Source organism: Mesotoga sp. Brook.08.105.5.1 (assembly GCF_002752635.1).
Taxonomy (GTDB): Bacteria; Thermotogota; Thermotogae; order Petrotogales; family Kosmotogaceae; genus Mesotoga.
The window spans coordinates 1-23822 of the sequence record NZ_AYTW01000002.1 but is presented as its reverse complement, the minus strand read 5'-3'; the positions used below and the strand labels follow the sequence as shown (position 1 = coordinate 23822).

General features: G+C 46.6%; 26 protein-coding genes. 14 read left to right on the top strand and 12 right to left on the bottom strand.

Annotated features, from left to right (window positions below; all coding sequences use genetic code 11):
- Positions 1-14: 14 nt before the first annotated feature.
- From V512_RS00670 to speE, 3 genes are all read right to left on the bottom strand, one after another.
- Positions 15-866, bottom strand: coding sequence for a deoxyribonuclease IV (locus tag V512_RS00670; protein ID WP_099828541.1), 852 nt, complete (start codon positions 864-866; stop codon positions 15-17).
- 10 nt (positions 867-876) lie between these two features.
- Entirely contained in the window at positions 877-2691 is a 1815-nt protein-coding gene (gene lepA, locus V512_RS00665; protein WP_099828540.1) for a translation elongation factor 4, read from the bottom strand.
- A 166-nt stretch (positions 2692-2857) separates the two neighbouring features.
- Positions 2858-3733, bottom strand: a complete 876-nt coding sequence (speE, locus tag V512_RS00660) for a polyamine aminopropyltransferase (RefSeq protein ID WP_099828539.1) — start codon at positions 3731-3733, stop codon at positions 2858-2860.
- A 288-nt stretch (positions 3734-4021) separates the two neighbouring features.
- On the opposite strand from speE, the gene V512_RS00655 reads away from it, so the two are divergent.
- The 4 genes from V512_RS00655 to V512_RS00640 are packed head-to-tail and all read left to right on the top strand — an operon-like array spanning position 4022 to position 7791.
- A complete protein-coding gene (locus V512_RS00655) occupies positions 4022-5041 on the top strand; it encodes a rod shape-determining protein (protein ID WP_099828538.1) in 1020 nt (339 codons plus the stop codon).
- A 14-nt stretch (positions 5042-5055) separates the two neighbouring features.
- On the top strand, positions 5056-5754 hold the full coding sequence (locus V512_RS00650) for a hypothetical protein (protein WP_099828537.1): 699 nt from the start codon (positions 5056-5058) through the stop codon (positions 5752-5754).
- Entirely contained in the window at positions 5751-6131 is a 381-nt protein-coding gene (locus tag V512_RS00645; protein WP_099828536.1) for a hypothetical protein, read from the top strand. Before V512_RS00650 ends, V512_RS00645 begins: the two co-directional genes overlap by 4 nt.
- Entirely contained in the window at positions 6121-7791 is a 1671-nt protein-coding gene (locus V512_RS00640; protein WP_243392176.1) for a penicillin-binding transpeptidase domain-containing protein, read from the top strand. Before V512_RS00645 ends, V512_RS00640 begins: the two co-directional genes overlap by 11 nt.
- A gap of 2 nt (positions 7792-7793) precedes the next feature.
- Here the strand turns inward: V512_RS00640 and V512_RS00635 are convergent, their stop codons facing one another.
- From V512_RS00635 to V512_RS00610, 6 genes are read right to left on the bottom strand one after another with little or no spacing between them, the layout of a single operon-like run.
- Entirely contained in the window at positions 7794-8423 is a 630-nt protein-coding gene (locus tag V512_RS00635; RefSeq protein WP_099828535.1) for a YigZ family protein, read from the bottom strand.
- Positions 8423-9280, bottom strand: coding sequence for a protease modulator HflC (locus tag V512_RS00630; protein WP_099828534.1), 858 nt, complete (start codon positions 9278-9280; stop codon positions 8423-8425). The genes V512_RS00635 and V512_RS00630 overlap by 1 nt, the downstream gene beginning before the upstream one ends.
- The gene (gene hflK, locus V512_RS00625; RefSeq protein WP_099828533.1) at positions 9280-10257 is read right to left on the bottom strand and encodes an FtsH protease activity modulator HflK; all 978 of its coding nucleotides are present in this window, start codon (positions 10255-10257) and stop codon (positions 9280-9282) included. Before hflK ends, V512_RS00630 begins: the two co-directional genes overlap by 1 nt.
- Complete coding sequence (murB, locus tag V512_RS00620; protein WP_099828532.1) at positions 10257-11174, bottom strand: UDP-N-acetylmuramate dehydrogenase; 918 nt, start codon at positions 11172-11174, stop codon at positions 10257-10259. The genes hflK and murB overlap by 1 nt, the downstream gene beginning before the upstream one ends.
- Positions 11156-11773 carry a HEAT repeat domain-containing protein gene (locus V512_RS00615; protein WP_099828531.1) on the bottom strand — a complete coding sequence of 206 codons (618 nt, stop codon included), beginning with the start codon at positions 11771-11773 and terminating at the stop codon, positions 11156-11158. Before V512_RS00615 ends, murB begins: the two co-directional genes overlap by 19 nt.
- 17 nt (positions 11774-11790) lie before the next feature.
- Complete coding sequence (locus V512_RS00610; protein ID WP_099828530.1) at positions 11791-13380, bottom strand: AAA family ATPase; 1590 nt, start codon at positions 13378-13380, stop codon at positions 11791-11793.
- Positions 13381-13566: 186 nt separating this feature from the next.
- On the opposite strand from V512_RS00610, the gene rpmH reads away from it, so the two are divergent.
- Genes rpmH through V512_RS00575 form a run of 7 tightly spaced genes read left to right on the top strand, consistent with a single transcriptional unit; the run spans position 13567 to position 17005 of the window.
- The gene (rpmH, locus tag V512_RS00605; RefSeq protein WP_099828529.1) at positions 13567-13701 is read left to right on the top strand and encodes a 50S ribosomal protein L34; all 135 of its coding nucleotides are present in this window, start codon (positions 13567-13569) and stop codon (positions 13699-13701) included.
- The gene (rnpA, locus tag V512_RS00600; protein ID WP_099828528.1) at positions 13698-14126 is read left to right on the top strand and encodes a ribonuclease P protein component; all 429 of its coding nucleotides are present in this window, start codon (positions 13698-13700) and stop codon (positions 14124-14126) included. Before rpmH ends, rnpA begins: the two co-directional genes overlap by 4 nt.
- Positions 14071-14313: a membrane protein insertion efficiency factor YidD gene (gene yidD, locus V512_RS00595; RefSeq protein ID WP_099828527.1), complete on the top strand. Its 243-nt coding sequence runs from the start codon at positions 14071-14073 to the stop codon at positions 14311-14313. Before rnpA ends, yidD begins: the two co-directional genes overlap by 56 nt.
- Positions 14310-15656: a YidC/Oxa1 family membrane protein insertase gene (locus tag V512_RS00590; protein ID WP_099828526.1), complete on the top strand. Its 1347-nt coding sequence runs from the start codon at positions 14310-14312 to the stop codon at positions 15654-15656. The genes yidD and V512_RS00590 overlap by 4 nt, the downstream gene beginning before the upstream one ends.
- A gap of 32 nt (positions 15657-15688) precedes the next feature.
- Complete coding sequence (gene jag / locus V512_RS00585) at positions 15689-16396, top strand: RNA-binding cell elongation regulator Jag/EloR (protein WP_099828525.1); 708 nt, start codon at positions 15689-15691, stop codon at positions 16394-16396.
- Positions 16362-16724, top strand: a complete 363-nt coding sequence (locus V512_RS00580; RefSeq protein WP_099828524.1) for a cupin domain-containing protein — start codon at positions 16362-16364, stop codon at positions 16722-16724. The genes jag and V512_RS00580 overlap by 35 nt, the downstream gene beginning before the upstream one ends.
- Positions 16725-16771: 47 nt before the next feature.
- Positions 16772-17005, top strand: a complete 234-nt coding sequence (locus V512_RS00575; protein WP_099828523.1) for an FmdB family zinc ribbon protein — start codon at positions 16772-16774, stop codon at positions 17003-17005.
- Here V512_RS00575 and tsaD read toward each other — a convergent pair whose 3' ends face one another.
- Positions 17006-17998, bottom strand: a complete 993-nt coding sequence (gene tsaD, locus V512_RS00570; RefSeq protein WP_099828522.1) for a tRNA (adenosine(37)-N6)-threonylcarbamoyltransferase complex transferase subunit TsaD — start codon at positions 17996-17998, stop codon at positions 17006-17008. It lies immediately after the preceding gene.
- Entirely contained in the window at positions 17998-19224 is a 1227-nt protein-coding gene (gene clpX / locus V512_RS00565; protein ID WP_165775312.1) for an ATP-dependent Clp protease ATP-binding subunit ClpX, read from the bottom strand. Before clpX ends, tsaD begins: the two co-directional genes overlap by 1 nt.
- Before the next feature lie 67 nt (positions 19225-19291).
- On the opposite strand from clpX, the gene V512_RS00560 reads away from it, so the two are divergent.
- Genes V512_RS00560 through V512_RS00550 form a run of 3 tightly spaced genes read left to right on the top strand, consistent with a single transcriptional unit; the run spans position 19292 to position 23380 of the window.
- The gene (locus V512_RS00560) at positions 19292-20932 is read left to right on the top strand and encodes a radical SAM protein (RefSeq protein ID WP_099828520.1); all 1641 of its coding nucleotides are present in this window, start codon (positions 19292-19294) and stop codon (positions 20930-20932) included.
- On the top strand, positions 20929-21924 hold the full coding sequence (locus tag V512_RS00555; protein WP_099828519.1) for an asparaginase: 996 nt from the start codon (positions 20929-20931) through the stop codon (positions 21922-21924). Before V512_RS00560 ends, V512_RS00555 begins: the two co-directional genes overlap by 4 nt.
- A 1-nt stretch (position 21925) precedes the next feature.
- The gene (locus tag V512_RS00550; RefSeq protein WP_099828518.1) at positions 21926-23380 is read left to right on the top strand and encodes an AI-2E family transporter; all 1455 of its coding nucleotides are present in this window, start codon (positions 21926-21928) and stop codon (positions 23378-23380) included.
- A 41-nt stretch (positions 23381-23421) separates the two neighbouring features.
- Here V512_RS00550 and V512_RS00545 read toward each other — a convergent pair.
- The coding region (locus tag V512_RS00545) for an S-adenosylmethionine:tRNA ribosyltransferase-isomerase (protein WP_165775311.1) at positions 23422-23822 on the bottom strand (401 nt) is incomplete at its 5' end.

Below are 23822 nucleotides of genomic sequence, written 5' to 3'. Positions count from 1 at the left end.
ATTACAGTCCTCCACTATCCGAGTAGTCTCTTAATATACTCAATTTCAGAAGCGTGATCCTCATCGTCCCCAGGCGTCTCCAGAAGCCAAGGTTTTTCCTGAATTCTCTCATTGGAAAGAAATTCTCTGAAACCATCGTTTTTTCCGATATGGCCTTCACCGATCATCTCGTGTCTGTCTTTGCCGGCACCTAGAGGAAACTTGCTATCGTTAAGATGTATCATCTTCAGTTTTTCGTAGCCCACCGTAGAATCAATCTTGTCGATTAGTCTCGAGATACCTTCCTTGTTTCTTATCTCGAAACCCGAATCAAACCCGTGACAAGTATCATACGTTATTCCGATTCTCTCTGGCTGTACGGTTCCGTCAATAATTGACTTGAGTTCCTCAAAGCTGCTGCCTATGTGATTGCCTTTCGCTGCAACGTTCTCGAGCAGCAGCATGACATCATTTTCCTGGTTCTCGCCTAGTACAATCTCTATACCTTTCAAAATCCTCGCAATTCCCTCCTCGAGACCATCTCCAAGGTGGCTCCCGGGATGGAAGTTCAAATACTTCAGACCGAGGGAAGCGGTTATTTTCATTTCAAGGGAAAGCAAAGCAACGGATTTTCCCCAAACTTCCTCGTTAGGAGAGGCGATGTTGATCAGATAACCCGAATGTACCATAGAATCAAAGGGATCCAGCGATTCCCTTTTCATTTCATCTTTAAAGCTATTCGACATCTCCTCTTTTGGAAGCGATGCTCTCCACATTCTGGGACTGTGAGGAAATATCTGGAAGGCGTTACCGCCTATCGAAACAGTTTCTTTTGGGACTCTGTCAAAGCCCTTCGATGTAGACATGTGTGCTCCAAGCTTTATCATTCGCTTCACCTCATCGCTCTTCTTCGCCAATCCTTAGAATAGCGAGGAAAGCGTTTTGCGGAATCGATACCTGCCCAATCTCTCTCATCCGCTTTTTCCCCTCTTTCTGCTTCTCAAGGAGCTTCATCTTCCTCGTCAGGTCCCCTCCATAACACTTCGCCAGCACGTCTTTTCGTAAGGCCTTTATGTCACTCCTCGCGATTATCCTACCTCTTGATTTCGCCTGTATGGGAATCTGAAACTGGTGCTGAGGTATTAATTCGCTCAGCTTGTCGACAACCTTCTTTGCAATTGGATACTCCTTATCGACATGGACGATGAACGATAGTGAGTCAACGGTTTCTCTGTTGACCAGGATTGTCACTTTCACCAGATCAGATTCTCTATAGCCGAGGATCTCGTAATCCATCGATGCATATCCCCTAGAAATAGCCTTCATCCTGTCAAAGAAATCAAACATGATTTCAGAGAGCGGGGCTTCGAATCTCAGAACGACACGGTTCTTTCCGGCATTCTCCACCGCATTGAACTCCCCTCTTTTCTCTGAAGTTATGAAACCGATGAGGTTCCCCATATACTCGGAGGGGGTGATAATAGAAAGATCTACGAACGGTTCTTCAACCTTCAGAAACTCTCCCGGCTCGGGGAAACTTGCGGGATTCGTTATCTCCTCAACATCCCCGTTCTGCATCGTAACTCTATAGACAACGTTTGGAGCGGTCAGAATGCAGGTGATGTCGAACTCTCTTTCAAGCCTCTCCCTCACTACATCCATGTGAAGCAGTCCAAGAAAGCCAACCCTAAATCCAAAACCAAGTGCCGGAGAGTTTTCTGGCTCGAAGACGAGTGCTGCATCGTTTAATTTGAACTTGTCCAGCGCCTTTCTCAGTTCATCGTAGTACTCCGGCATCCCGGGGAACATTCCGGCGTAGACCATCGGCTTCGCCTCTTTGTATCCCGGCATCGCTTTCGCGGTGGGGTTGCTGGCCGAGGTTATCGTATCGCCGATTTTCGCACTCGAAACGTCCTTTATGACGGCAATGATGTAGCCTACTTCGCCGGCATCTAGAGAGTCTGTCTTCTCCATTTGAGGCAGAAAGTATCCGACTTCTACAACTTCGAAGGTCTCTCCCGAAGACATCATCATTATCTTGTCTCCGGCCTTGACGCTTCCCTCGAAAACTCTGACATGAACTACTACTCCTCTATACTTATCGTAAATGGCATCAAAGATTAGAGCTTTCAATGGGGCTTCAAGCTTGCCGGAAGGAGGCTTGACTCTGCTGACTACCGCTTCCAGTATCTCCCTCACTCCCTGACCTGTCTTCGCGCTTGCCTGAAGGCAATCGTCCGAAGAATAGCCGATGAGGTCGATTATCTCTGCCAGCGTCTCTTCTATATTTGCGTTAGGGATATCGATTTTGTTCAAAACCGGTATGAGTTCCAGATCATTCTCGATAGCCAGGTACGTGTTCCCCACGGTCTGAGCCTCAACTCCCTGAGAAGCATCTACCAGAAGAATTGCTCCCTCGCAAGCCGCAAGGCTTCTCGAGACTTCATAGTTGAAGTCGACATGACCCGGCGTGTCGATGATATTTATCTCATAAGTAATTCCGTCATCAGCCTTATAGTTGAGCTTAACCGGCTTCGACTTAATAGTTATGCCTCTCTCCCTTTCTATGTCCATCGAATCCATGAATTGATCCTGCTTATGTCTTCTGTCCACTATATCGGTTATGTCGAGAAATCTATCGACAAGTGTCGTTTTGCCGTGGTCGATGTGAGCAATAATCGATATGTTTCTTATACGATCTCTGTTATACATTAGAACTCCCTCCTGCCGGTCAAGGATGATTCTATCACGGCGTAGGTTAAGCAAGTTGAATTGAACAGAAAAGAATGAAAACATATCCAGCAAAAAGGCTGGACGAGCCATCTCGTCTATAAATAATCTGGTTTAGTCTATCACCAAGGCCTTAACGAGTTAACACTTAAAATTGACCGGTCAGCTCTTTAAGAAACGTCGGAAGAGCAAACGAAGCCCTGTGAATCTCCGTATTGTAGTATCTCAAAGGTGCTCCGAAATCAAGCACTCTCTCTTCGTCGAAATCTTCTCTCGGATCCGCTTCCTTAGATCCAATAGTATATGTCCACATCCCTGAAGGATAAGTGGTCATGAAACTCGTATACATCTTCGAAATCGGGAAGACTGAAGAGATTCTGTTGTAGGCTATCGCCACCCATCCCTTGTCGTAGAAGGGATCCTCGGTCTCTGCACAGAAGACTCCATCCTTTCTAAGGGCTTTGTAACAATTAGCGTAGAATTCCTTTGTGAAAAGATGGCCACCCTCGCCGGCCGTGGGATCGGTTGAATCAACTATTATTACGTCGAAGTAGTCCTTGTTCCTTCTCACGAAGTCGGCTCCGTTTTCGTTTATTATTGATGCCTTGGGATTGTCAAGTTCGACCGACATCTCCTTGAGATAGAGTTTCGCCGCGTCAATTACATAGGGATCGACCTCGCAGAGAATTGCCTCCTCAACGGAAGGATGCTTCAGAACCTCCCTCAGACTTCCCCCATCGCCGCCTCCAATGATCAACACTCTTTTCGGATCGGGATGCGTGAAGAGAGGTACGTGAACCAGCATCTCATGGTACATGAATTCATCGGCTTCAGTGAACATTGTTATCCCGTCCAAAACCAGGACCATGCCAAACTCAGGGTGTTCGAAGATATCTATTCTCTGAAAGGGACTCTGGTAAGAATATACAAGTCGCTTCATTTTCATGAAAAGACCTGCATTCCCTCCCGTATAGTATTCCATGTACATTAGATGATTCAAAGTCCTCAACTCTCTATCTTCCATTCCTTCACCTCCGCGTTATCATCACAATTATCTCACCGATCTGGAACACTACAATGATTAATTCACACTATTCAAAGCTTATAGAGACTTCAAAGCTTTTGTCACAATTACTTTTCTAATTAGGCCAAATGGATTCTATCACTTTGATTAAAGCATAGTCAAACTTGCGGAATGCCTTATCTGAGGGCTCAATAAACGAAATTGCCTGTTTTCTGCACTCTTCGTCATTGGGTCGCATCCTGATGGTAGAATTAAGAGTAAAGACTTTCCCCGACAGGAGGCCTTCGAATGTTCTTAAGGCAAGACATGGGTATTGATTTGGGAACTGCCAACACCCTGGTTTATGTGAAGGGACAGGGTGTGGTAACAAATGAACCTTCGGTTGTTGCTATTGACGTGAATTCAGGCAAGATCCTTCAGGTAGGCCTGGAGGCAAAGAGAATGGTGGGAAAGACACCTGCAAGCATTGTGGCGACCCGCCCGTTGAAAGACGGAGTTATTGCCGATTATGATATCGCTCTCGCAATGTTGAAGTATTTCATGGGCAGAGCAACTGGCAGACGGCGCTTCGTCAAACCCAGAATAGTTGTCGGAGTTCCTTCGGGTGCGACCGAAGTCGAAAGAAAGGCGATCGTCGATGCCGGTATTGAAGCGGGAGCCAAGAAGGTCTTTCTCATTGAAGAGCCGATGGCAAGTTCAATAGGCGCCGGGTTGAATGTTGAAGAGCCGACAGGAAATATGATTGTCGATATCGGCGGCGGCACAACCGAAATCGCCGTAATATCTCTTGGGAGTATCGTTTTGAGCCAGTCTATAAGGGTTGCCGGAGATGAGATGGATGAGTATATTGTCCAGTATATCAAGGAGAAATACCGGCTCTTGATTGGCGAAAAGACTGCCGAGAGAATAAAGATGGAGGTTGGTAATGTTGTTGAGGCAGAAGAGGCCGATAGCTCTTATTCGGAAATCGTAGGTCTCGATCTCAATTCCGGATTGCCGAGAAAGATCTCCGTTTCAGGCGCAGAAGTACGCGAAGCCATTGTAGAACCGGTGGCGAGAATCGTCGAGGCGGTTAAACTCACTGTTGAAAACACGCCTCCAGAACTCATCTCGGATATTGTTCAGAGCGGTATAGTCATTGCGGGCGGAGGGTCGCTCCTCAATGGCATGAAGGAACTAATACAGGGTGAGACTGGAATCACGGTTGTTGTTGCCGAAGACCCCCTAACCTGTGTAGCCAGAGGCGCCGGTCAGGTTCTTGAGAGAGTCCCCATTCTTGAACGACTCGAAAAAGGCAACCTTAGATAGGAGGAGCTTCGCAGGTGAAGTTCGCCGAGGCGGCAGTAGTGATTCTTATGATCTTTCTCATCCTTCTGACACTTTCAGAAGTATCTGGAGTGAACAGAAAGATGAGTGATTTGCTTGAAACCCTTGCCATGCCGCTGATAAATATTAGAGTAGACATAGAGAACTTCTTCAGATCGGTATTTCAACTCAGGAGTATCGATCGAGTCATCAGAGACCTGAACAGGTATGCTGAATCTTTCAGCAGCAGGTTTCCTTATCCTCTGCCAATGAGAGTCGCATTCTTCAGCTTTGAGCGAAACAACACCGCCATCATGACTACTGATAGAAGCGCGGCTCAGGGAGTTCCTGTTGTTTCGGTCTTTTCTTCGACCATCTATGGTGTGGTGAAGAGCTCGCATGACGGATATGTTATGGTCTCACCATTAACGGCTCCTGGTGTGAGGATTTCCGCCGTAGTACAGAGGGATAACAGAACAGTTGAAGGAGCTGTCTACTCGAGTGGAGGTAAGCTGTACTTCTCTACTTTCGACCCCTATTATCTGGAGAGCGGTGATCAAGTAAGAATCGCTTCGACGGTCCAGGGTTATGGGTACTACAAGAACATGAAGATTGATCTAATTGGCGAAATCGCCGGACTCCACGGAAGCGACTATCTTGTAAATACTCCAAATGTTTTTGGTGATTACTTCGTCTATCTGGAGTGGCAGGAATGACCTGGTTATTACTGATAGTCCCTGCTCTGTACTTTGATCTCGGATTTGGAGATCTAATACCTCTATATCCTGCATATTTGACATTGCTCGTCTTCCTTCCAACCAGAAACATCGCTTTTGTTCTCTCTCTTGCGCTGGTCATTTCATGGATAGTGGGGATGGCTCTGTCTGGAATCAGCATGGTTATAGTGCTCTCATTGATCGTTACATTATCGGCGTTGGCGATTCACGGGAGATATCGGACGCTCAGTTTCGGAGCGCTTACATCGGCAGCTATTGGTCTTGCTGGAGTGTTTTTTTCGGGTACGAGCTTTGGTGTCCTGGTTCCTTTTCTGGCAACATTCTGCATCCTGAGGAGGTTGAGCATTGAAGACTAAGAGTGCCAAGAGGTTTGACCTCTTCTTCGTGCTTTTCCTTATAGTGATGGGATTGTTTGTATTTAAGCTCTACGATTACCAGATAGTCAACCAAGAGAAGTATGCGAAACAGGTAGAGAGTATAAGCCGTAGATCCATTTCCATCCTTCCTCCCAGAGGCATGATTATTGATCGCAACGGAATCCCTCTTGCTTGGGACGCACCTTATTACAGGATTACGAAGAAAGTCGTCTTTCTTCCTGAAGACCTGAAGAGGATGATGGTTGACGCTTCAGAAAACAGAGAGAAAATGGAAAAGCTGATTCGGCGTCTCGAGGTTTATGGCAGCGTTGAGACAGTCCTACCAGCTTCGGTCGCAGAGAGACTGAATGACTTTCCCGAGTTGGAAGTCTCGGAAAGGATCATAAGGCACTACCAGGATAATCCTGGAATCTCTCACGTAGTGGGTTACATAAAGTCTGATGGGGAACCGGTTATGGGAATAGAGAAGCAATACAACGAACTCCTCAGAGGAACTCCCGGTGAACAGCTCATTCGTGTCGATGCTTTAGGAAGACAGATTAGCCTCGAAGGTGAAATACCCCCTTTGCCGGGAGATGATCTGAAGATCACAATAGATTCTAAAATGAGTGAATATATCTATAACCTCATAAACGAAACCGGAAAGACCGGCGCAGCCGCTGTAATGAAGACCGACGGAGAGGTTCTCGCTCTCGTTTCAGTGCCAAGCTTTGAAAGCATGTTTTTCACAACGGGGATTTCAAACAGGGATTGGGACCGCCTTAATCTCGATCCTTCGAGACCTCTGGTAAATAGAGCTTTGAGCCCCTTCTCACCAGGCTCTGTGATCAAACCGTTCATTGCCATGGTGGCTCTGGCAGAAGGGAAAGACAGCACAAAGGAGATCGACTGTGGAGGGATTTTTCAGTACAAAGACAGTCGAGGCGTGGTTCAGGGAGTATACAGAGATTGGAACCTTTACGGCCATGGAAAGACCGATCTTGCCAAAGCTATAACAGTATCGTGCAACGTTTATTTCTATCAGCTCGGTCTAGAACTGGGAATCAACACGATCAACAGATACGCAGAACTGTGGGAGGTCTTTAAACCTACCGGAATCGATCTTCCCGAGGAGTCAGTCGGCTTGATGCCCTCCCCCACCTGGAAACGTGAGAGGCTTGAGGAAAGCTGGTTCCCTGGCGACACGATTCAGATATCAATAGGCCAGGGTTATCTCAGCATCACTCCGCTGCAGCTGGCAAAGTTGACAAACGAAATCGCAACTAGAGGGATCGAGATCATTCCCTTTATCGGTTCAAAGAAAGAGAGTAGCAGAGAAGCAATCAATCTGAAAGACAGCGATTGGGATCTTCTCATCAATGCAATGGGAGATGTCATAAGCAAGGGTGGAAGTGCCGCCGATGCGGGAACCGCATACTCTGCATTCAGAGGTTTTGAAGAGACGGCCGCCGGAAAGACCGGTACTGCGGAACAAGGAGGTTCGAAACCGACTCACTCCTGGTTTACAGGTTTCATGCCTCTCCATGAACCGGAGATAGTTGTTACGGTGTTCGTTCACGAAGGCGGCTACGGATCGGGTCTGGCTTCACAAATCTCAAGAAAGATCATGGATTATTATGTGACAGAATACGCCCGGTAGAATCATTCCACCGGGCTCACAAAACTCAACTCTTCTCCCATCTCGAAGTGAATCCTTCTCTCTTTGAAGAAGTAGCTGACCCTATCGATATTCTCTTTTCTGACCGCAAGCGTTGAAATAACTCTATCAGAGTAGTCTACATTTCGAACGGAGAAGTCTCTTCCTTCCACGAACAATCTGCTGAAGTCGTTCCAATGACTGTAGCTCATCTCGGCAGCTAGCTCAACACCCGGGCAAAACAGAGCTGGCTTTCCTGCCCTCAAGGCCTTCAGGGCCGTTTCACCATAGGCGTCTATCAGTCCTCGTATTCCCAGCTTAACTCCTCCGAAGTACCTTATGACTGCCACTGCAACATCGGTCAACTCGAGTCGAAAGATCGATCCAAGTATTGGCTGCCCTGCAGAACCGTGAGGCTCTCCACCGTCGGAGTAATTAGCCACTTCCCTTCCTGGAAGCGAAATACGATACGCCCAGCAACAGTGGTCGGCACCTGCGTGATCCTGTAAGACAGCCTTTATTAGTGACTTTGCTTCATCCTCGTTCTCACACCTCTTACTGAAGCCGATGAACTTTGACTTCTTGATGTTTATCTCACTGCTTCCGGTTTCGAGAAGTGATTTCGTACAATCCATTACTCTCCTCTTGAAAACTTATCTATGAAATCCATAGCAGGTCCGAGAATGTAATTGGCATCGGCAAGTGTCTCTTCGTAGACTTCCAGCCTCTTCATGAACTCGTAGAAATCCGGATCTCTGTTGTATGCATCTGCATAAATGGTGAGAGCTTGAGCGTCTCCCATCCCAATTATGATATCTGCTTCCTTCTGTGCAGTCGCCATCATTATCTGCGCTTCTTTGTCGGCCTCCGCCCTAAGCTTCTGAGCCTCTCTATTCCCTTCGGCTCTAATCAATGAAGCTTCCTGCATTCTCTCGGACTTCATTCTTTCGAAGACAGCATTTCTGTTTTCGTCGGGCAAGTCGGCCCTCTTAACACGTACAGATATTATCTCGATCCCAAAGTCCTTCATGTCATTTGCGGCAAGTTTGGTTATCTCGTCGAGAACATCTGTTCTTTGGCCGGAGATGATGTCATCGTAATCAAGTTTCCCAAAAGTATTTCTTACGTGAGAGTACACAATGTCGTCTATCCGTGTGAGTGCGATCTGTTCTGACTTCATTGTCTCTACGAAACTCCTGGGATCTACTATCCTCCATAGCGCGAAGGTGTCTGTAAGAATCGTCTTTTTATCCCTAGAGTAGATCCTCTCAGCATCAACATCGTAGATCTGAATTCGCTTGTCGAACTTCCTTACAGAGTCGATGAACGGAGTCTTGGTGTAAAGACCGGCCTCAGTAATTGACTCGCGTATTTCGCCAAATCGAAGGACCACGGCCTGTTCAGTCTCGTCAAGTATGAAGAAGAAGCTAGGCAGCACAACTGCCGCAACTATTACCACAATAGCAATCGGAATGATGAATTTGTACTTCATTATCTCTCGCTCCCTTCAAGATCAAGGAGTTTAAGAACGCTGCTCTGGTCAAGAACAACGGTCTTACTGGCCTCTCCAAGTACTTTAGCAAGCGTTTCCAGATACATCCTGGTTCGAGTAACCTCCGCAGCCTTTTCGTACTCCTGGAGAATCGCAAGGAATCTATCCGCCTCTCCTTCTGCATTGAGAATCCTCTCCTGTGCGTAGCCTTCCGCGACTCTAGTCAATTGAGCCGCCTCTCCTTCTGCCTTGGGAATGAGGTCGTTCTTGTATTTCTCGGCCTCATATATGAGTTTCTCTTTGTCCTGCTTGGCACTGTTCACATCGTCGAATGCGGCGATAACCTGTTTTGGAGGCGCCACCTCTTGCAGGAACACGTTTTTCACCAATATGCCTGTACCGAGCCTCTCAAGTTCGGCCTGGACTCTCTCTGCGGTCCGAATTGAGATTGTGTCTCTCTCGGTTGTGAGAATTGAGTCTATAGTGCTGGAAGCAACTTCCTCCCTAAGCACCGACTCTGTTGTGAACTTCACGATGTCGCCATCATCCACGATATTGAAGGCGAGTTTTGCCGGATCCCCAACATAATACTGGATAACCATTTCCACCGAGACGATGTTTCCATCTCCGGTGAGCATGAGAGACTCATTTGCCAGGGTCTGGTAAGTACCTGTTCTAACGGTTCTAAAACCGATTTCCTGCTTTCTCAAATTCGAAGTATCTACAACGACTACGCTCTCAAACGGAAATGGCAGATGGTATCCAAGTCCTGGACCGACGGTATTTGTATACTTTCCGAATCTCTTGATCAGTCCGACCTGATCGGGCCCAACCAGGAAAAACCCGCTCAAGAAATACACGGCAACGATTGCGACAATAACCAGCAGCACAAAAAGCCCGGACCATAAAAAGCTTTTCTTAGGGCCTCCACCGCCTGTGAAATTATCTTCAGGTTCTTCAATTTTTACGTCAACCATTATCCAACCTCCTTCCAGATTTCTATCTCTGTTCCAAGATCGACGCCAGCAGCCTCTCTTACTTTTCGCTTGATCACTTCAATTAAACTCAAAACGTCTTCCTGGCTGGCGTCTCCTTTATTAACTATAAACCCTGCGTGCTTTTCCGATACTTCAGCGTCCCCGACCCTAAAACCCTTCAAACCTAACTTTTCGATGAAGGAACCTACATAGAAGTCAGGCCTTGGTCTCATAAAAACGCTCCCTGCACTGGGATACTGAAGCGGCTGCTTCTCAAGCCTTTTCGCCAGGATCTCAGACATCCTTCTACTGATTTCAAGCTTCTCTCCTCTTCTAAGAGCGAACTCGGCTCCGAGGATGATTTCCTTGCTGGATCTGAAAATACTGCTTCTGTAAGAAAAACCAGCGGCCTTCCCGTCGATTTCTCTTGCCCTGTTGCTTTCATCTAGATAAGTCACTCTGGCAACGCGATTTCCAAGTTCACCACCGAAGGCACCCGCGTTCATGAGAATCGCCCCCCCAACAGAACCGGGCAGTCCAGTGAGAAACTCAAGGCCAGTCAACCCCTCAGATAAACAGTGCCAGATTAGAGTATTGACACTGGTCCCGGCCTGAACGAAGACCCTCTCTCCTTCGGACTTCATCAAGTTCAGATTCTTGGTCGAGACTACAACTCCTTCAAAGCGGGCGGGACAGATGATATTTGAACCTCCTCCGATGATTCTGAATTCAATCGCCTCAGATTTCAGAAAGCTCACGATTTCCGCAAGCGACTCAACAGAATACGGCTGAACAAAGACTCTTGCAGGACCTCCTACCCTGATCGTCGTATGCCACTTCAGAGGCTCATTAAGCCTTACATCCGCCCCCAAAGAATAGAGGATATCAAAACAGTCTGTCAGTTCTCTTTTTGCCATTGATAAAGCCTTTCAGTGATCTCCCTACCATTGTGAAGGCTTTGGAGATAGTTCTTCAATTCATACCTCCTTGAGAGAATTGAGTGAATTGCTTCAAGAATGAAGGCCTTCGTAGACTTGTCGGTCGTCTCTCTCCCATACAACTCAGCAAGCGCCTTGACAGCCATTGAGGAATTAGTGCTGCTTAGAGCCATTATGACTTGGTCCCGGAGTTCGGAGTCATTGTTCTCACTAAGCATCAAAGAGAGAACACCCACTACCTTCTCTCCTTCACCCAGGCGCGCAAGAGCCTCGTAGATAACGACTTGAGACCTCTCGTCACTGAAATCTTTCAGCATCTCATAAAGGTTTGTAACGGTTCTCCTGTTGCCTATTTCACCTGCGAGGTCCGCAAGGTACAGCCTGGAGACGGGGTCGATATTCGTTATTCGCATCTTCTCTATGAGAAGCGGAACAACTGCCTCTCCCATCTGCAAGAGCGCATCAAAGCAAATGTGCGCAGTTTCGCTGTCTTCATTGACCAGAAGGTCAAGAAGAGCAGGAATCGCCTCCGTTCCCTTTTCTTCAACTATCCTGTTTATTAGCTCTTCTCTATTCACTAGACGCACCTCATTTCTCAATCTGGAATCTGGCCGCTCATTTCCTCGATCTCTCTTTCTTTAGAGCAGCCATGAAGCTCTTCTATACTCGAAATGGTGTTGGAACCGAACTGCTCTTTTCTGACGACAAAGTGCTTGTCTGCATTCTGAGCGATTTGGGGAAGATGGGTTATAACTATAGTCTGTATCTCCTGCGAGATCTCTCGCAGTTTGTCCGCCACTACCGCTCCCAGCCTCTGCCCAACACCAGAGTCAACCTCGTCAAACACAATCGTTCTAAGATCCAGCTGCTCTCTCAAAGCAGACTCAAGCGCCAGTAAAAACCTTGAGAGCTCTCCTCCGGAGGCCACCTTACCTATCTCCATAAATTCCATTCCGGGATTTGTCTTCACAATCATCGTCACTCTGGAAGTACCGTAGTTTCTCGGTATCTCTTCCTGGCGCAAATGAAACTTCAGTTCTGCACCTTTCATCCTAAGGCTTTCAAGATGAACTCTTATTTGCTCTTCTATCTCCCTGGCCCTGGCCAATCTCTTTTGGTCGAGAATCTCTCCGGTCTTCTTCAATTTGTCAAGCAGATCCTCTTCACGCCTCTTCAGCCTCTCTTTTCTCTCCTCAAGCTCTTGCAGAGACCTCAACTCTTCTTTGAACGTCTCGAGCTTAGAGAGTACTGCATCTGCAGAATCACCGTATTTTCTCTTCAGCCCCTGGATTAAGGTCATTCTGTTCTCAATCGATGTAAACTCTTCATCGTCGATGTCAAGGGAACCTCTCTCCTCTTCGACCTTCGAGTACAGAGAGTCGAGCTCTTCTAGTGCAACCTGGAGATTTTCTCGCCACTCACCATATCCAAAGCTTTCAATTCTCTCGACTATAGTAAGTGCATCGTTAAGCGAGTTATAAACAGACAAATCGCCGTCCTTAAGAAGCTCTCGCAGCTCATGAAACGTATCTAAGAGGGCTTGTGCGTTTCTATATCTTGTATACTTCATCTCTACGATTTCATCCTCGCCCGGCTGCAGTCCAGCCTCTTCTATCTCGCTAATCTGGAAACTCAAGAAGTCCTTCTCTCTCTCTATGTGAGCAGGGTCTACACTGAACGATTCGAACTCGCGCTTGACCTTTAAAAACTCGCCATATAGCTCTCTGTAATTTGTAAGGCTCTCTTCGCCTTTCAGCGCATGATCCAGAATCTCGTGGTGCTTAGACTCGTCCAGAAGACTAACACTGCTGTGCTGAGAGTGAACCTCTACCCTGTCGCTGAAGGCAGTTTGAACAATCTGCCTTGGCACCATCCTCCCGTTTATCCTGTAAATCGTCCGTTGCCCTGTGAAACTTACCGTTACAAGGAGGTGGTCTTCTTCAATCTCGATTCCCGTTTCTCTCAGTTTCGAGCTCAAAGAATCGTCGACCACAAAGTTTCCTTCAATACTTCCGGCATTAACGTTATCCCATTGGGGAGGGAATCCTAACACTGTCAAGAGCGCCTTAAGAAAGATCGTCTTCCCTGCCCCGGATTCACCGGTTATTGCGTTCATTCCTTCAGAGAACTCAACATAGAACTCCCTGAATGTAAGAAAATCCCTTCCTGCCAGCGACAGCAGCATATTTTCCTCCAAGTTAGTGTATAGTCCAAGTGGAACTCATACATCAATCTATTATACTATCGATCAACAGTACCTTCAGTGACTCTGCTTTCGGTCCGGCAAGACACCGGCATATCGGCGCCTTGACAGTCCCTGCCGCACTCCGTATAATGTTCACTGTGACGAATTCACTGGAGGTTGTTTATAATGAAAAGAACATACCAACCATCAAGAGTTAAGAGGAACAGAACACATGGTTTTCTTGTTAGATCCCGAACGGTTGGCGGCCGAAAAGTGCTGGCAAATAGACGAAGAAAGGGAAGAAAGAGACTGTCTGTGTGAATCTGAAAGATCAGTCCCTTAGTAAAACAGAAAGACTAAGAAGAAAGGCAGACTTCGACAGAGTCTTCAAAGAGGGAAAGTCAATTGTTGACCCTTTTTTTGTTGTATTGTATGTTAAGAATAGTCTGCCTTTTTCTCGTATTGGAATATCGATAAAACGGAAATTCGGCAAGGCACACGTGAGAAACCGACTCAGAAGATTGGTGAAAGAGGTTTACAGGACTAATAAATCAGTCTTCCCCGCGGGGTATGATATACTTTTCATTGCTAGAAAGGATTTATCTGACCTGTTTAAAGAGAGAGAAGTTGGGTACTCTGGCATTATGCTCGTTATCAAACGAATCGCTGAGAAAATTGGAGAAACGTCCGATGAAAAAGATACTATTGTTTCTAATAGATTTCTACAGAAGAAAGATCTCACCTAGAACCCGCCCAAGATGCAGGTTTTATCCCACGTGTTCAACATACACATATGAAGCTATAGAGAGATTTGGAGCTTTCAAGGGGCTCGTTCTCGGAACATGGAGAATACTCCGATGCAATCCCTTCAATCCAGGGGGCTTCGATGAAGTACCAGATCACTTCACGCTACTGAGGAGGCACGGAAAATGAGAAGAGCGATACTTCTTACTTTGATCTTCATGACACTTTGCACGCTCACTGTATCGAGCAAAGAACTCGTTACTCAGGAAGGAACCAGTACACTCATAGTCTCAGGTAAAACGCTCAAGGTTACTCTCGACACAGTGAGAGGGTTGACTCTTGGAGTTACGAGTTATGCCGATAACAAAACAGTCGAGTTCTATGTCTACAACGAAAGTCTTGGCAAAGACGGCTTTAACGTATTCGATGCTGAAGGAAACGAGCTTCTTCCAACTTCATTTTCATACAGGGAGGATATCGACGGAAACATAGTTGTGACATTTAATTACGAGCAGGGCAGTAAGTCTTTCATTATTCTCAACAGTCCTTACTATGATTTCAAAGTTCAGTTCGATTTCAACCAGAGAGTAGAGGTCGCTTTGCCGTTCATATCTTACCAAAATCAAACGTTGGGACCCGATTCCTCTTACTATATGACATATGACAAGTTCAGCGGCCAGAAGACGCTGTTTGCAGTAGCGTCGAACCAGGGGACATTTAAGTTCCAAAGATACGAGCTTGAAAGTGGAAGAGGGGTTCTGGAATCTTTTGCAGGCCCAATGAGATTAATACATATTAAGCAGGCCCTTCCAGAACACTACGAAGCGATAGTCAAAGATCTCCAAAACTTTGGCGGGGTGACCATTTTCTCATGGATCTACCATGGGATAGTCTACTTCCTCTTCTGGCTTTACCAGTGGTCTGGGAACTTCGGATGGGCGCTGATTATCTTCACTATTGTAACGCGATTCATCCTCTATCCCCTTTATCATATTCAGACGAAATCAATGCTGATGATGAGGATGCTGCAACCGGATGTTGATAGAATAAAAAAGAAGTACAAGGACCCGAGAAAGCAGCAGGAAGCAATGATGGCACTCTACAAGGAAAAGGGATACAATCCCGCTTCCGGTTGTCTCCCGATACTTCTTCAGTTACCCGTGCTGATTCTCCTCTACAACGCGATTCGGTACTTCAGTGAAGCGATGGCATATTCTCCGGGTTTCTTGATCTGGAAGGATCTATCCGTTGGCAACTTTGTCATGAACATTCCCTTCATAATCATCACGGTCGTTGTGGGAATATATAGTTCGTTGCTGACCGCTCAAGATGCGCGATCTGCAAGATCCGGAGTAATTATGCAGATCATTTTCCCGATTCTATTTGCAACGTTCCCATCAGGGTTGTTGCTCTACTGGACAACCCAGAGTGTGCTACAGCTAATGATTAGCTGGGTTGTTTACAGACGTCACGGAATAAAGGGGCTGACTTTGAGGCAGATGCTCAGTCTGCCAGAAAAACCTGCGAAGTAGACAGAGATGAGCTCAGGAGGTGTTAGTTCGAGATGAAACCAATTGAATACAGAGCCGAGACCGTTGAAGAGGCGATAAGACTGTCTCAGGCTGATCTCGGTGCCTACGAAGACGAAATGGAAGTTACTATCAAGGAGAAAGGCTCAAAGGGTTTTCTAGGAATTTTCGGATCAAAGGAATCGGTAATAGAAGTCTCTCTTCTTGACAAACACTGGGAAAGGAAACTTCACGACTTCCTTAAGGGAATACTCAAAAGCTTTGACGAAGAGACTTTTTCCGAAGTGAAGCTCGTCGGAAGAACTTACAGAGTTCGAATAGAAGGCGAAGAAGTGGCAAGGCTCATTGGAAAACACGGAAAGACAGTAGCCGCATTGCAGCATATTATGAATATCTATGCAAACAGGATGGCTCCTACCAAAGTTAATGTAACTGTCGACATAGGGGACTACAGACTTGAAAGGAAGAGACTGGTTGAAGAAATCGCTCACAGGACAGCAAAGTCGGCTCTTTCCAAGAGAAACAAGATCATAATGGAGCCAATGTTAGCCTTTGAGCGCAGACTCGTTCACGAAGTTATCTCGCAGTATGAAGAGCTCAAGAGTTATTCCGTAGGATTCGAGCCATACAGGAAAGTTGTTGTCGAATACAGCGAGAGAAAACACTCTTACGATAGAAAATCTGATCCAAAGAGGAGGCGCTACGAAAGTGTCAGACCGAATTCTGATAGGCAAAGCGCATGAAGTTGAACCACAGCTGTTCGACAATGAAAGTGTAAGGAAGGTCTCCAAGAGAGTATTGATTGGAAAGGCTAAAGGCGCCGAGAACTTCGTCATGAGGTTGTTCACCGTTGGAGAAGGAGGTCATAGTCCTCATCACAGTCATTTGTGGGAACATGAAGTCTTCATTGTATCGGGTGAAGCGACAGTTGTTACGAATCAGGGCGAGGTCCAGGCATCTGCCGGGAGCTACGTCTTCGTTCCTTCAGGAGTGAAGCATCAGTTCAAGAACACAGGAAAGGGAGATCTCGAATTCATCTGTGTGATTCCATCTTCGGCAGATGAGGAATAGAATAGATACAGTTGATAAATAGAATTTGATGCGAAGGAGGGACTGACATGCCGTTTTACAGATATGAGTGTGAAGACTGTGGAGAAGAAACCGAAGCCTTCCAGAAAATGTCCGATGAACCCCTTACGGTTTGCCCAGCATGCGGGGGCAATCTGAAGAAACTGGTGAACAGCGTGGGAGTTGTTTTTAAGGGTGGAGGTTACTACAGCACAGATTCAAAGAAGTCTCCGACTGCTGATAGCAGCAAGAAGCCTTCAACTTCTACTAGCAAATCAGAATAATTAAAAGACATCTAAGCTTAGGTAAGGCACTGCGTTTGTTGAAAGAGGGGAGAACAATCCCCTCTTAGCTTTTTCATACGCAACCATCGCGATCATTGCCGCGTTATCCGTGCATAGATTAACCGGTGGGAAGAAAGCTCTTATCTTCGACTCTTCCGACAGATCATTCGCTCTCTCTCTCAAGAGAGAATTCGATGCAACCCCACCGGCAAAGGCGACTTCTTTCAGACCCTTACTTTCGGCCGCGCCGAATGTCTTCGTAACCAACGAATCGACTATAGCTTCCTGAGCAGATGCCGCGACATCATAAGCCGAGGCCGACGGGTTCTTCTTCAAGAAGTACAGGACAGAAGTTTTGATGCCACTGAATGAAAAGTCGAAATTACCCTTCTCTTGAAGCGGCCTTGGAAAGTGATATTTGACTTCTCCTTTCTGTGCTGCCTCCTGTATTGCAGGACCGCCCGGATAACCAAGCCCAAGCAGCCGCGCAATCTTATCAAGGGCCTCACCTGCGGCATCGTCTCTTGTCCTTCCTACAAGCTCAATTCTATTCCAGTCTTCAAGCACGAGAATTTCGGTGTGACCTCCCGATACCAAAAGCACCATGAAGGGCGGTCTCAGTTGAGGGTACTCCAGGAAATTCGCATAGACATGACCAAACAAGTGATTCACACCGATGAACTTTTTGTTCATTGCAAGGGCCATCCCTTTTGCAAAAGACAACCCGACCAGCAGAGATCCCACAAGCCCGGGACCCATAGTCGAGGCGAAGACATCTATTTCTTCCAAACTCAAATTCGCCTCATCGAGTGAAGCGGACACAATCTTGTCAACTATTTCTAGATGCTTTCTCGCGGCGATTTCCGGCACAACCCCGCCGAATTTCCTGTGAACATCTATCTGAGAAGAGACTACAGAAGAGAGAAGATGGCCATCTTCAATGATGGCCACCGCTGTTTCATCACACGAACTTTCAAGAGCAAGAACCTTCATCAGGCAGATTCTCTTGAAGTTATCTCCGGAGAAGAGTTATGGACTATTACGTCTTCATTGATGACAACCTTCTCCACGTTGTTCATTGTTGGAATATCATACATTATATCAAGCATTACCTGCTCCATCACGCTCTTAAGAGCTCTGGCGCCAGTTCCTCTCTTCATAGCTCTTTCAGCGATCGCAGTCAATGCACCTTCGGAGAATTCCAGCTCGACACCATCAAGCCCAAGCAGTTTCTGGTATTGCTTAATGATAGCGTTTCTCGGCTCGCTCATTATCCTCTTCAGATCCTCAACATCGAGATCATTCAAAGCGGCCAATACGGGGAACCTACCCACAAACTCAGGAATCAAGCCGTATTGAATCAAGTCATCGGGAACGACCTGCTGGAGAACCTCACCAAGCCTAAGTTGATTCTTCCCCTTGACTTTTGCCCCGAACCCCATGGAGGAGTCTAGAACCCTTTGCTTAATTATGCTGTCTAGACCGTCGAAAGCACCACCTACAATAAACAGAATGTTGCTCGTATCTACTTTTATGAATTCCTGGTAAGGATGCTTTCTTCCGCCTTGCGGCGGGACATTCGCAACGGTCCCTTCGACGATTTTCAATAGAGCCTGCTGTACTCCCTCTCCAGAAACATCTCTAGTTATCGATGGATTGGGAGATTTTCTTGCTATCTTGTCGATCTCGTCTATGTATATTATCCCGAGTTGTGCCTTCTCCACATCATAGTTCGAAGACTGGAGCAGCCTTAGGACTATGTTTTCAACATCTTCTCCAACGTATCCAGCTTCGGTAAGAGGTGTCGCATCTGCAATCGCAAACGGCACATCGAGAATACGTGCAAGGATCCTTGCTATGAGGGTTTTCCCCGAGCCAGTCGGGCCAACTAGCATAATGTTCGACTTCTCAATCTCGACATCATCTACATCATTGAAGACTCTCTTGTAATGGTTGTAAACGGAGACTGAGATTGTCTTCTTCGCGTTCTCCTGGCCTATCACATAGCAATCCAACTCCTTCTTGATATCTGCAGGAGTTGGGAGCTTCTTACCGGGCGCCTTTCTTGCTTTCTGATCCTGCTGAATTATGTCATGAAATAGTTCGACACATTCATTGCATATGTACCCTTCCGTTCCAGATATTAACTTTTTTACCTGCGGTTCTGGTCTTCCACAGAACGAACAATATCTCTCAAACGGCAAAACTTTCCCTCCCATTAATCGGTGCTTTTATTATACACTGTAATAGGATAGCACGCACATAGCACGCACATGGAGGTAATTGATGAAGGCTCTCATTATAGACGGATACACCGATGAACCGGCGGCCTTCGGAGTACCGCCGTACATATCGCCAAGAATCAGAGCTTTGGCCGGCGCCTTTCTGCTTAAGAGATTTGAGACAGACTACCTTACTATAGATCAGGTAAGAAGTGGCAACCATTGGAACCGACCAAACGACTACGATTTTCTTCTAGTATATGGGGGGGTTACGACCTCAGGCAGGTACTTAGGAGGAACCCCGGTATCCAGCTCCGAAATATCGAGACTTCTTGAAGCGAATAAGGACCCGGTGAAAATCGTCAGCGGTCCCTTAGTGTCTGTTGGCTATACTCTGAGAGGAGGTACAACCGCCTTTGCTCCTCGCTTTCTAGGAGCAGATCATCTCTTCAGGGACGAATTCGAGCTCGCTGAGCTGCTTGGCATAGATTACGACGGTTCGCGTTATTCGCTGCTGAACAAGCTGTACGAGGCCGGAGCGAATATTATCGTACTTCATCCCTCTTATCCAGATGTAATAGCTGAAATCGACATATCCTCAGGCTGCGAGAGAAGTGACGGCTATTGCTCTTTCTGCACTGAATCTATTCTCTACGGAGGTTTTGAGTGGAGAAACCTAAAGGGGATTATCTCGGAATTTGAAGCGCTGAGGAGGCTCGGCGTAAAGGCAGTTAGGTTCGGAAGGAGTGCAAACGTGATCGCGTACGGTTACCACAAGAATAGCGACAAACTCGATACACGTTTAATTGAAGAACTTTTCAAATCAGCCAGACACATACTGGAACCCGAAGTGCTTCACATTGACAACGGAAATCCGATTTTCATTGCCAACCATCCCGTCGAATCGAGATCCGTGCTTGAATCGATAGTCAGGTATAATTCCGCAGGAGACACGATTTCTTTCGGCGTGGAGAGCTTCGACAACGAAGTTCGGGAGAGGAATAACCTCGGAGGAAGCGTGGAAGACATAATGTTCGCCATTGATCTGGTCAATGAAGTAGGTGGTACAAGAGTTGATGGTGTCCCGAAACTGCTTCCGGGTATCAACTTGCTTTATGGTCTTCCAGGACATAGCAGAAACAGTTACGAAGTGGACTACGAAAACCTGGTCTGCATAAGAGACAAGGGGCTACTTGTACGAAGAATAAATATAAGGCAGGTAATGGTCTTTCAGGGGACAGCGATTGCCAAGATGAAGAGGCCGAAAATCGATCATAGATTGTTCGAAAATCACAAGCGACGTATAAGAGAATCAGTAGACACTTCGATGCTAAGGGCAGTCTTCCCTGTTGGAGCAGTTATACGAGGCGTCCTTCCGGAATACAGCGATGGAATGGTTCACTTTGGCAGACCTCTGGGTACTTATCCAATTCTGGTCGGTACTCCTCTAAGCTTTAAAGAGAAGACCGACTTTGTGGTTATTGACCACGGCATGAGATCTGTAACCGGCCTTCCCGTTGGAACTGAACTGAATGAGCTTGGTGAGAGAGAGCTCGAATATCTGCCCGGAATAGGAAAAGATAGGGCAAGATCGCTAGTTATGAAGAGGCCCAAGACGGTAGAAGAACTGGTAGAGATTGTGGGACCCGAAACGCACAAGACACTATCGTTGGTTAGGACAAAACTAGGAGGAAAGCAAATATGAAGCAGAGAGTCGTTTTAGTTACTACAGGCGGCACTATCGCTATGGTAACCGACCCTGTTACAAGGGCTTCGATTCCGGCTCAGGGGTTAAACAAACACGTGGCCAATGTCGAGGGGCTTAAAGAAGTAGCTCTTGTTGAGCACCATGAGTTTTCAAACATCCCAAGCCCTTATATCAACCCGGAGACCATGTGGAACCTCTCAAAGAGGGTGCAGGGACTCTTAGACAGGGAGGAAGTTTGCGGAGTAGTCATTACTCACGGAACGGACACTCTCGAGGAGACGGCCTACTTCCTCGATCTAACAATAAGGAGCGAGAAACCCGTGATTTGCACAGCAGCAATGAGGAACATCGACGAAATGGGAACCGATGGCCCAAGAAATGTGCTCTCATCTGTCAGAGTTGCTGTCAATCCGCTCGCAGTTGGAATGGGAACCATGGTCTGCCTGAACGACGAAATCCACGCAGCCAGAGAGGTAACAAAGACCTACACCAGTAACGTTGCGACCTTTGACTCTCCTGGTCATGGCCCGCTTGGAATAGTTGACGAAGATTCAGTTATCTTTTTCAGAAAGCCTTTGCTTAGAGCGGTTTTTAACGTTGATAAGATTGAACCGAAAGTCGCCCTTGTCAAGACCTTCACTGGCGATGACGGCTCGATCCTCAGAATTCTGCCCGAGCTGGGCTTCAGAGGATTGGTTCTTGAGACATTTGGGAGAGGCAACGTACCCGTTGAAGTCTATCACGTAGTAGAATACCTAATAAGAGCGAAAGAGTTTCCTGTTATCATTACTTCAAGGTGTTTCAAGGGAAGGGTTCTTGGAGTTTATGGATATGTTGGTGGAGGAAAGAGTCTGGCCGATTTAGGCGCGATCTTTGCTCAGGAGTTGTCCTCAATAAAAGCAAGAATCAAACTGATAGTTATAATGGGGATCACAAGCGAAATGGCGGAAATCGAGAGACTCTTTAAACTCCCTTTGAAGGGGGCATGACGTGGGACGTGAAGTACTGAAGAAACCTCGTTTTCAAGCAGCGGTATTCACATTATTCTATCTTGCAATTTGCTTTGTGGTATTCTCGGTTTCACTAAGAACTGCCGTTATTCTCTTTGCGACTTTCACAGTTGTTCTTTTACTTGAACCCTGGGCAAGGTTCGCACAGAAGTATTTTAGAATCAAGCGTTCAATCTCTTTGGGAATTGGACTGACTATTATGTTCGCAGGAATAACTCTTTTGATTGTCTTCCTGACGACTCCTGTCGCAAAGGAGGCCTCGAAATTCTACAATATTGTCAGAGATTTCTTCCCTTCCGTTCAGGAGGCTGAAATTACCTCTTTCGAAGTGAATGCGAACATCGACAGATTTCTTTCGGACGAAGACCTCCTCGCACAGCTTTCTCATGAAGAGATCGACTCGCTCGATCTACTGTCTAAAGATCTGAAGAACTATTTCGTTGACGTAATGAGGACCATACCTGCAAACCCGGAGGGGTTGGAACAGGATCTCGCTCTGCTCGAAGAGACTCTCAAAGAGCGCAGTGACTATCTTGTGATTGTCAGCAGTAGCAAGCATAAGCAAGCTTCATTTGACGAGATTCATGGCATCGTGGCAAACTATCTGAATCCCGAAGTGGCCGAGTCGCTTTCTGCCATCGTAATGGAGAATGCAATGATAGTTCAGTCACAGGAACTGTGGAAAGATGTAGTGGAATACTTCATGCCGAAGAACATCGATCCGGCAAAACGCAGGGCAACTTACGAAAGCGTAAGAAATTTTCTCATTCAGGTGCAGAACAGCCTTATGAAATTCCTTCCGGGAATACTGGAAAAGGTACCCAGTTTCGTAACCACCACGGGGTTCGTTCTTTTCTTCACGATAGTGGGCGCGATCTACCTAAGCTACTACTTTCTGACAGTTAAGGAGTTCGCTCCAAAACTCTATCCGAAGAGGATTCGCGATATTGCTCTCAACTTCCTTTCAGACACGTACAAGAACCTTGAGAGGTACGTGATCTCGGTAGTTCTGATATCATTGATTGTGGGGGTCGTAGTCGGCATTGTGGTTCAGTCGATGGGATTGAAATACAGCCTCCTAATGGGGCTCTGGGCTGCTTTTACTAATCTCATACCCATAGTGGGAGTACCACTTGAAATTGTGCCCCTCGTTCTTCTAGCCGTATCCACACAGAATCTCGTTCTTGTCCTGATACTCCTTGTCGTTTTAGTAATAGTTCACGCGGCGGCCTTCATCCTTTTCCTGGTATTCATGAAGGGCTACAACAGAATCAATCCAGTAATAGTCATTTTGATGATTGTGGTGGCAGGACAGTTGCTCGGGCTTTTTGGCGCGATTGTTGCCGTTCCGTTTGGCATTATATTGAAGATGATGTGGATCCATTTCTTCTCACCGATGCTCGAAGAAGAGGAACAGGGTCAACTCGGCGAGTAAGAGATAGCTACGAACGCCGACTGTCATGATCTACCCGAAGCTCACATAATAAAACATGCATCTCCAAAGGAGAAGAATCTGTATTTCATAGAGATAGCCTGTTTATAAGCAGAGAAAATCAATTCTCTCCCTGCAAAAGCAGCAACGAGCATAAGGAGAGTCGATTTCGGGAGATGGAAGTTTGTGACAAGCGAGTCGATTATCCGGAATCTGTAAGGTGGAAAGATGAATATATCCGTCTGGCCGCTGTCTCCCACGAGTTCCCCGTGTCGTGTCGCAATGCTTTCAAGAGTTCTAACTGTTGTGGTACCCACAGCGACAATTCTCCTGCGTTCTGCTCTCGCGTCATTTATCGTCTTTGCCGTTTCCGATGATACCGTGAAGTACTCGCTATGCATTTTGTGCTCATTCAAGACCTCTGATTTCACCGGCCTGAATGTTC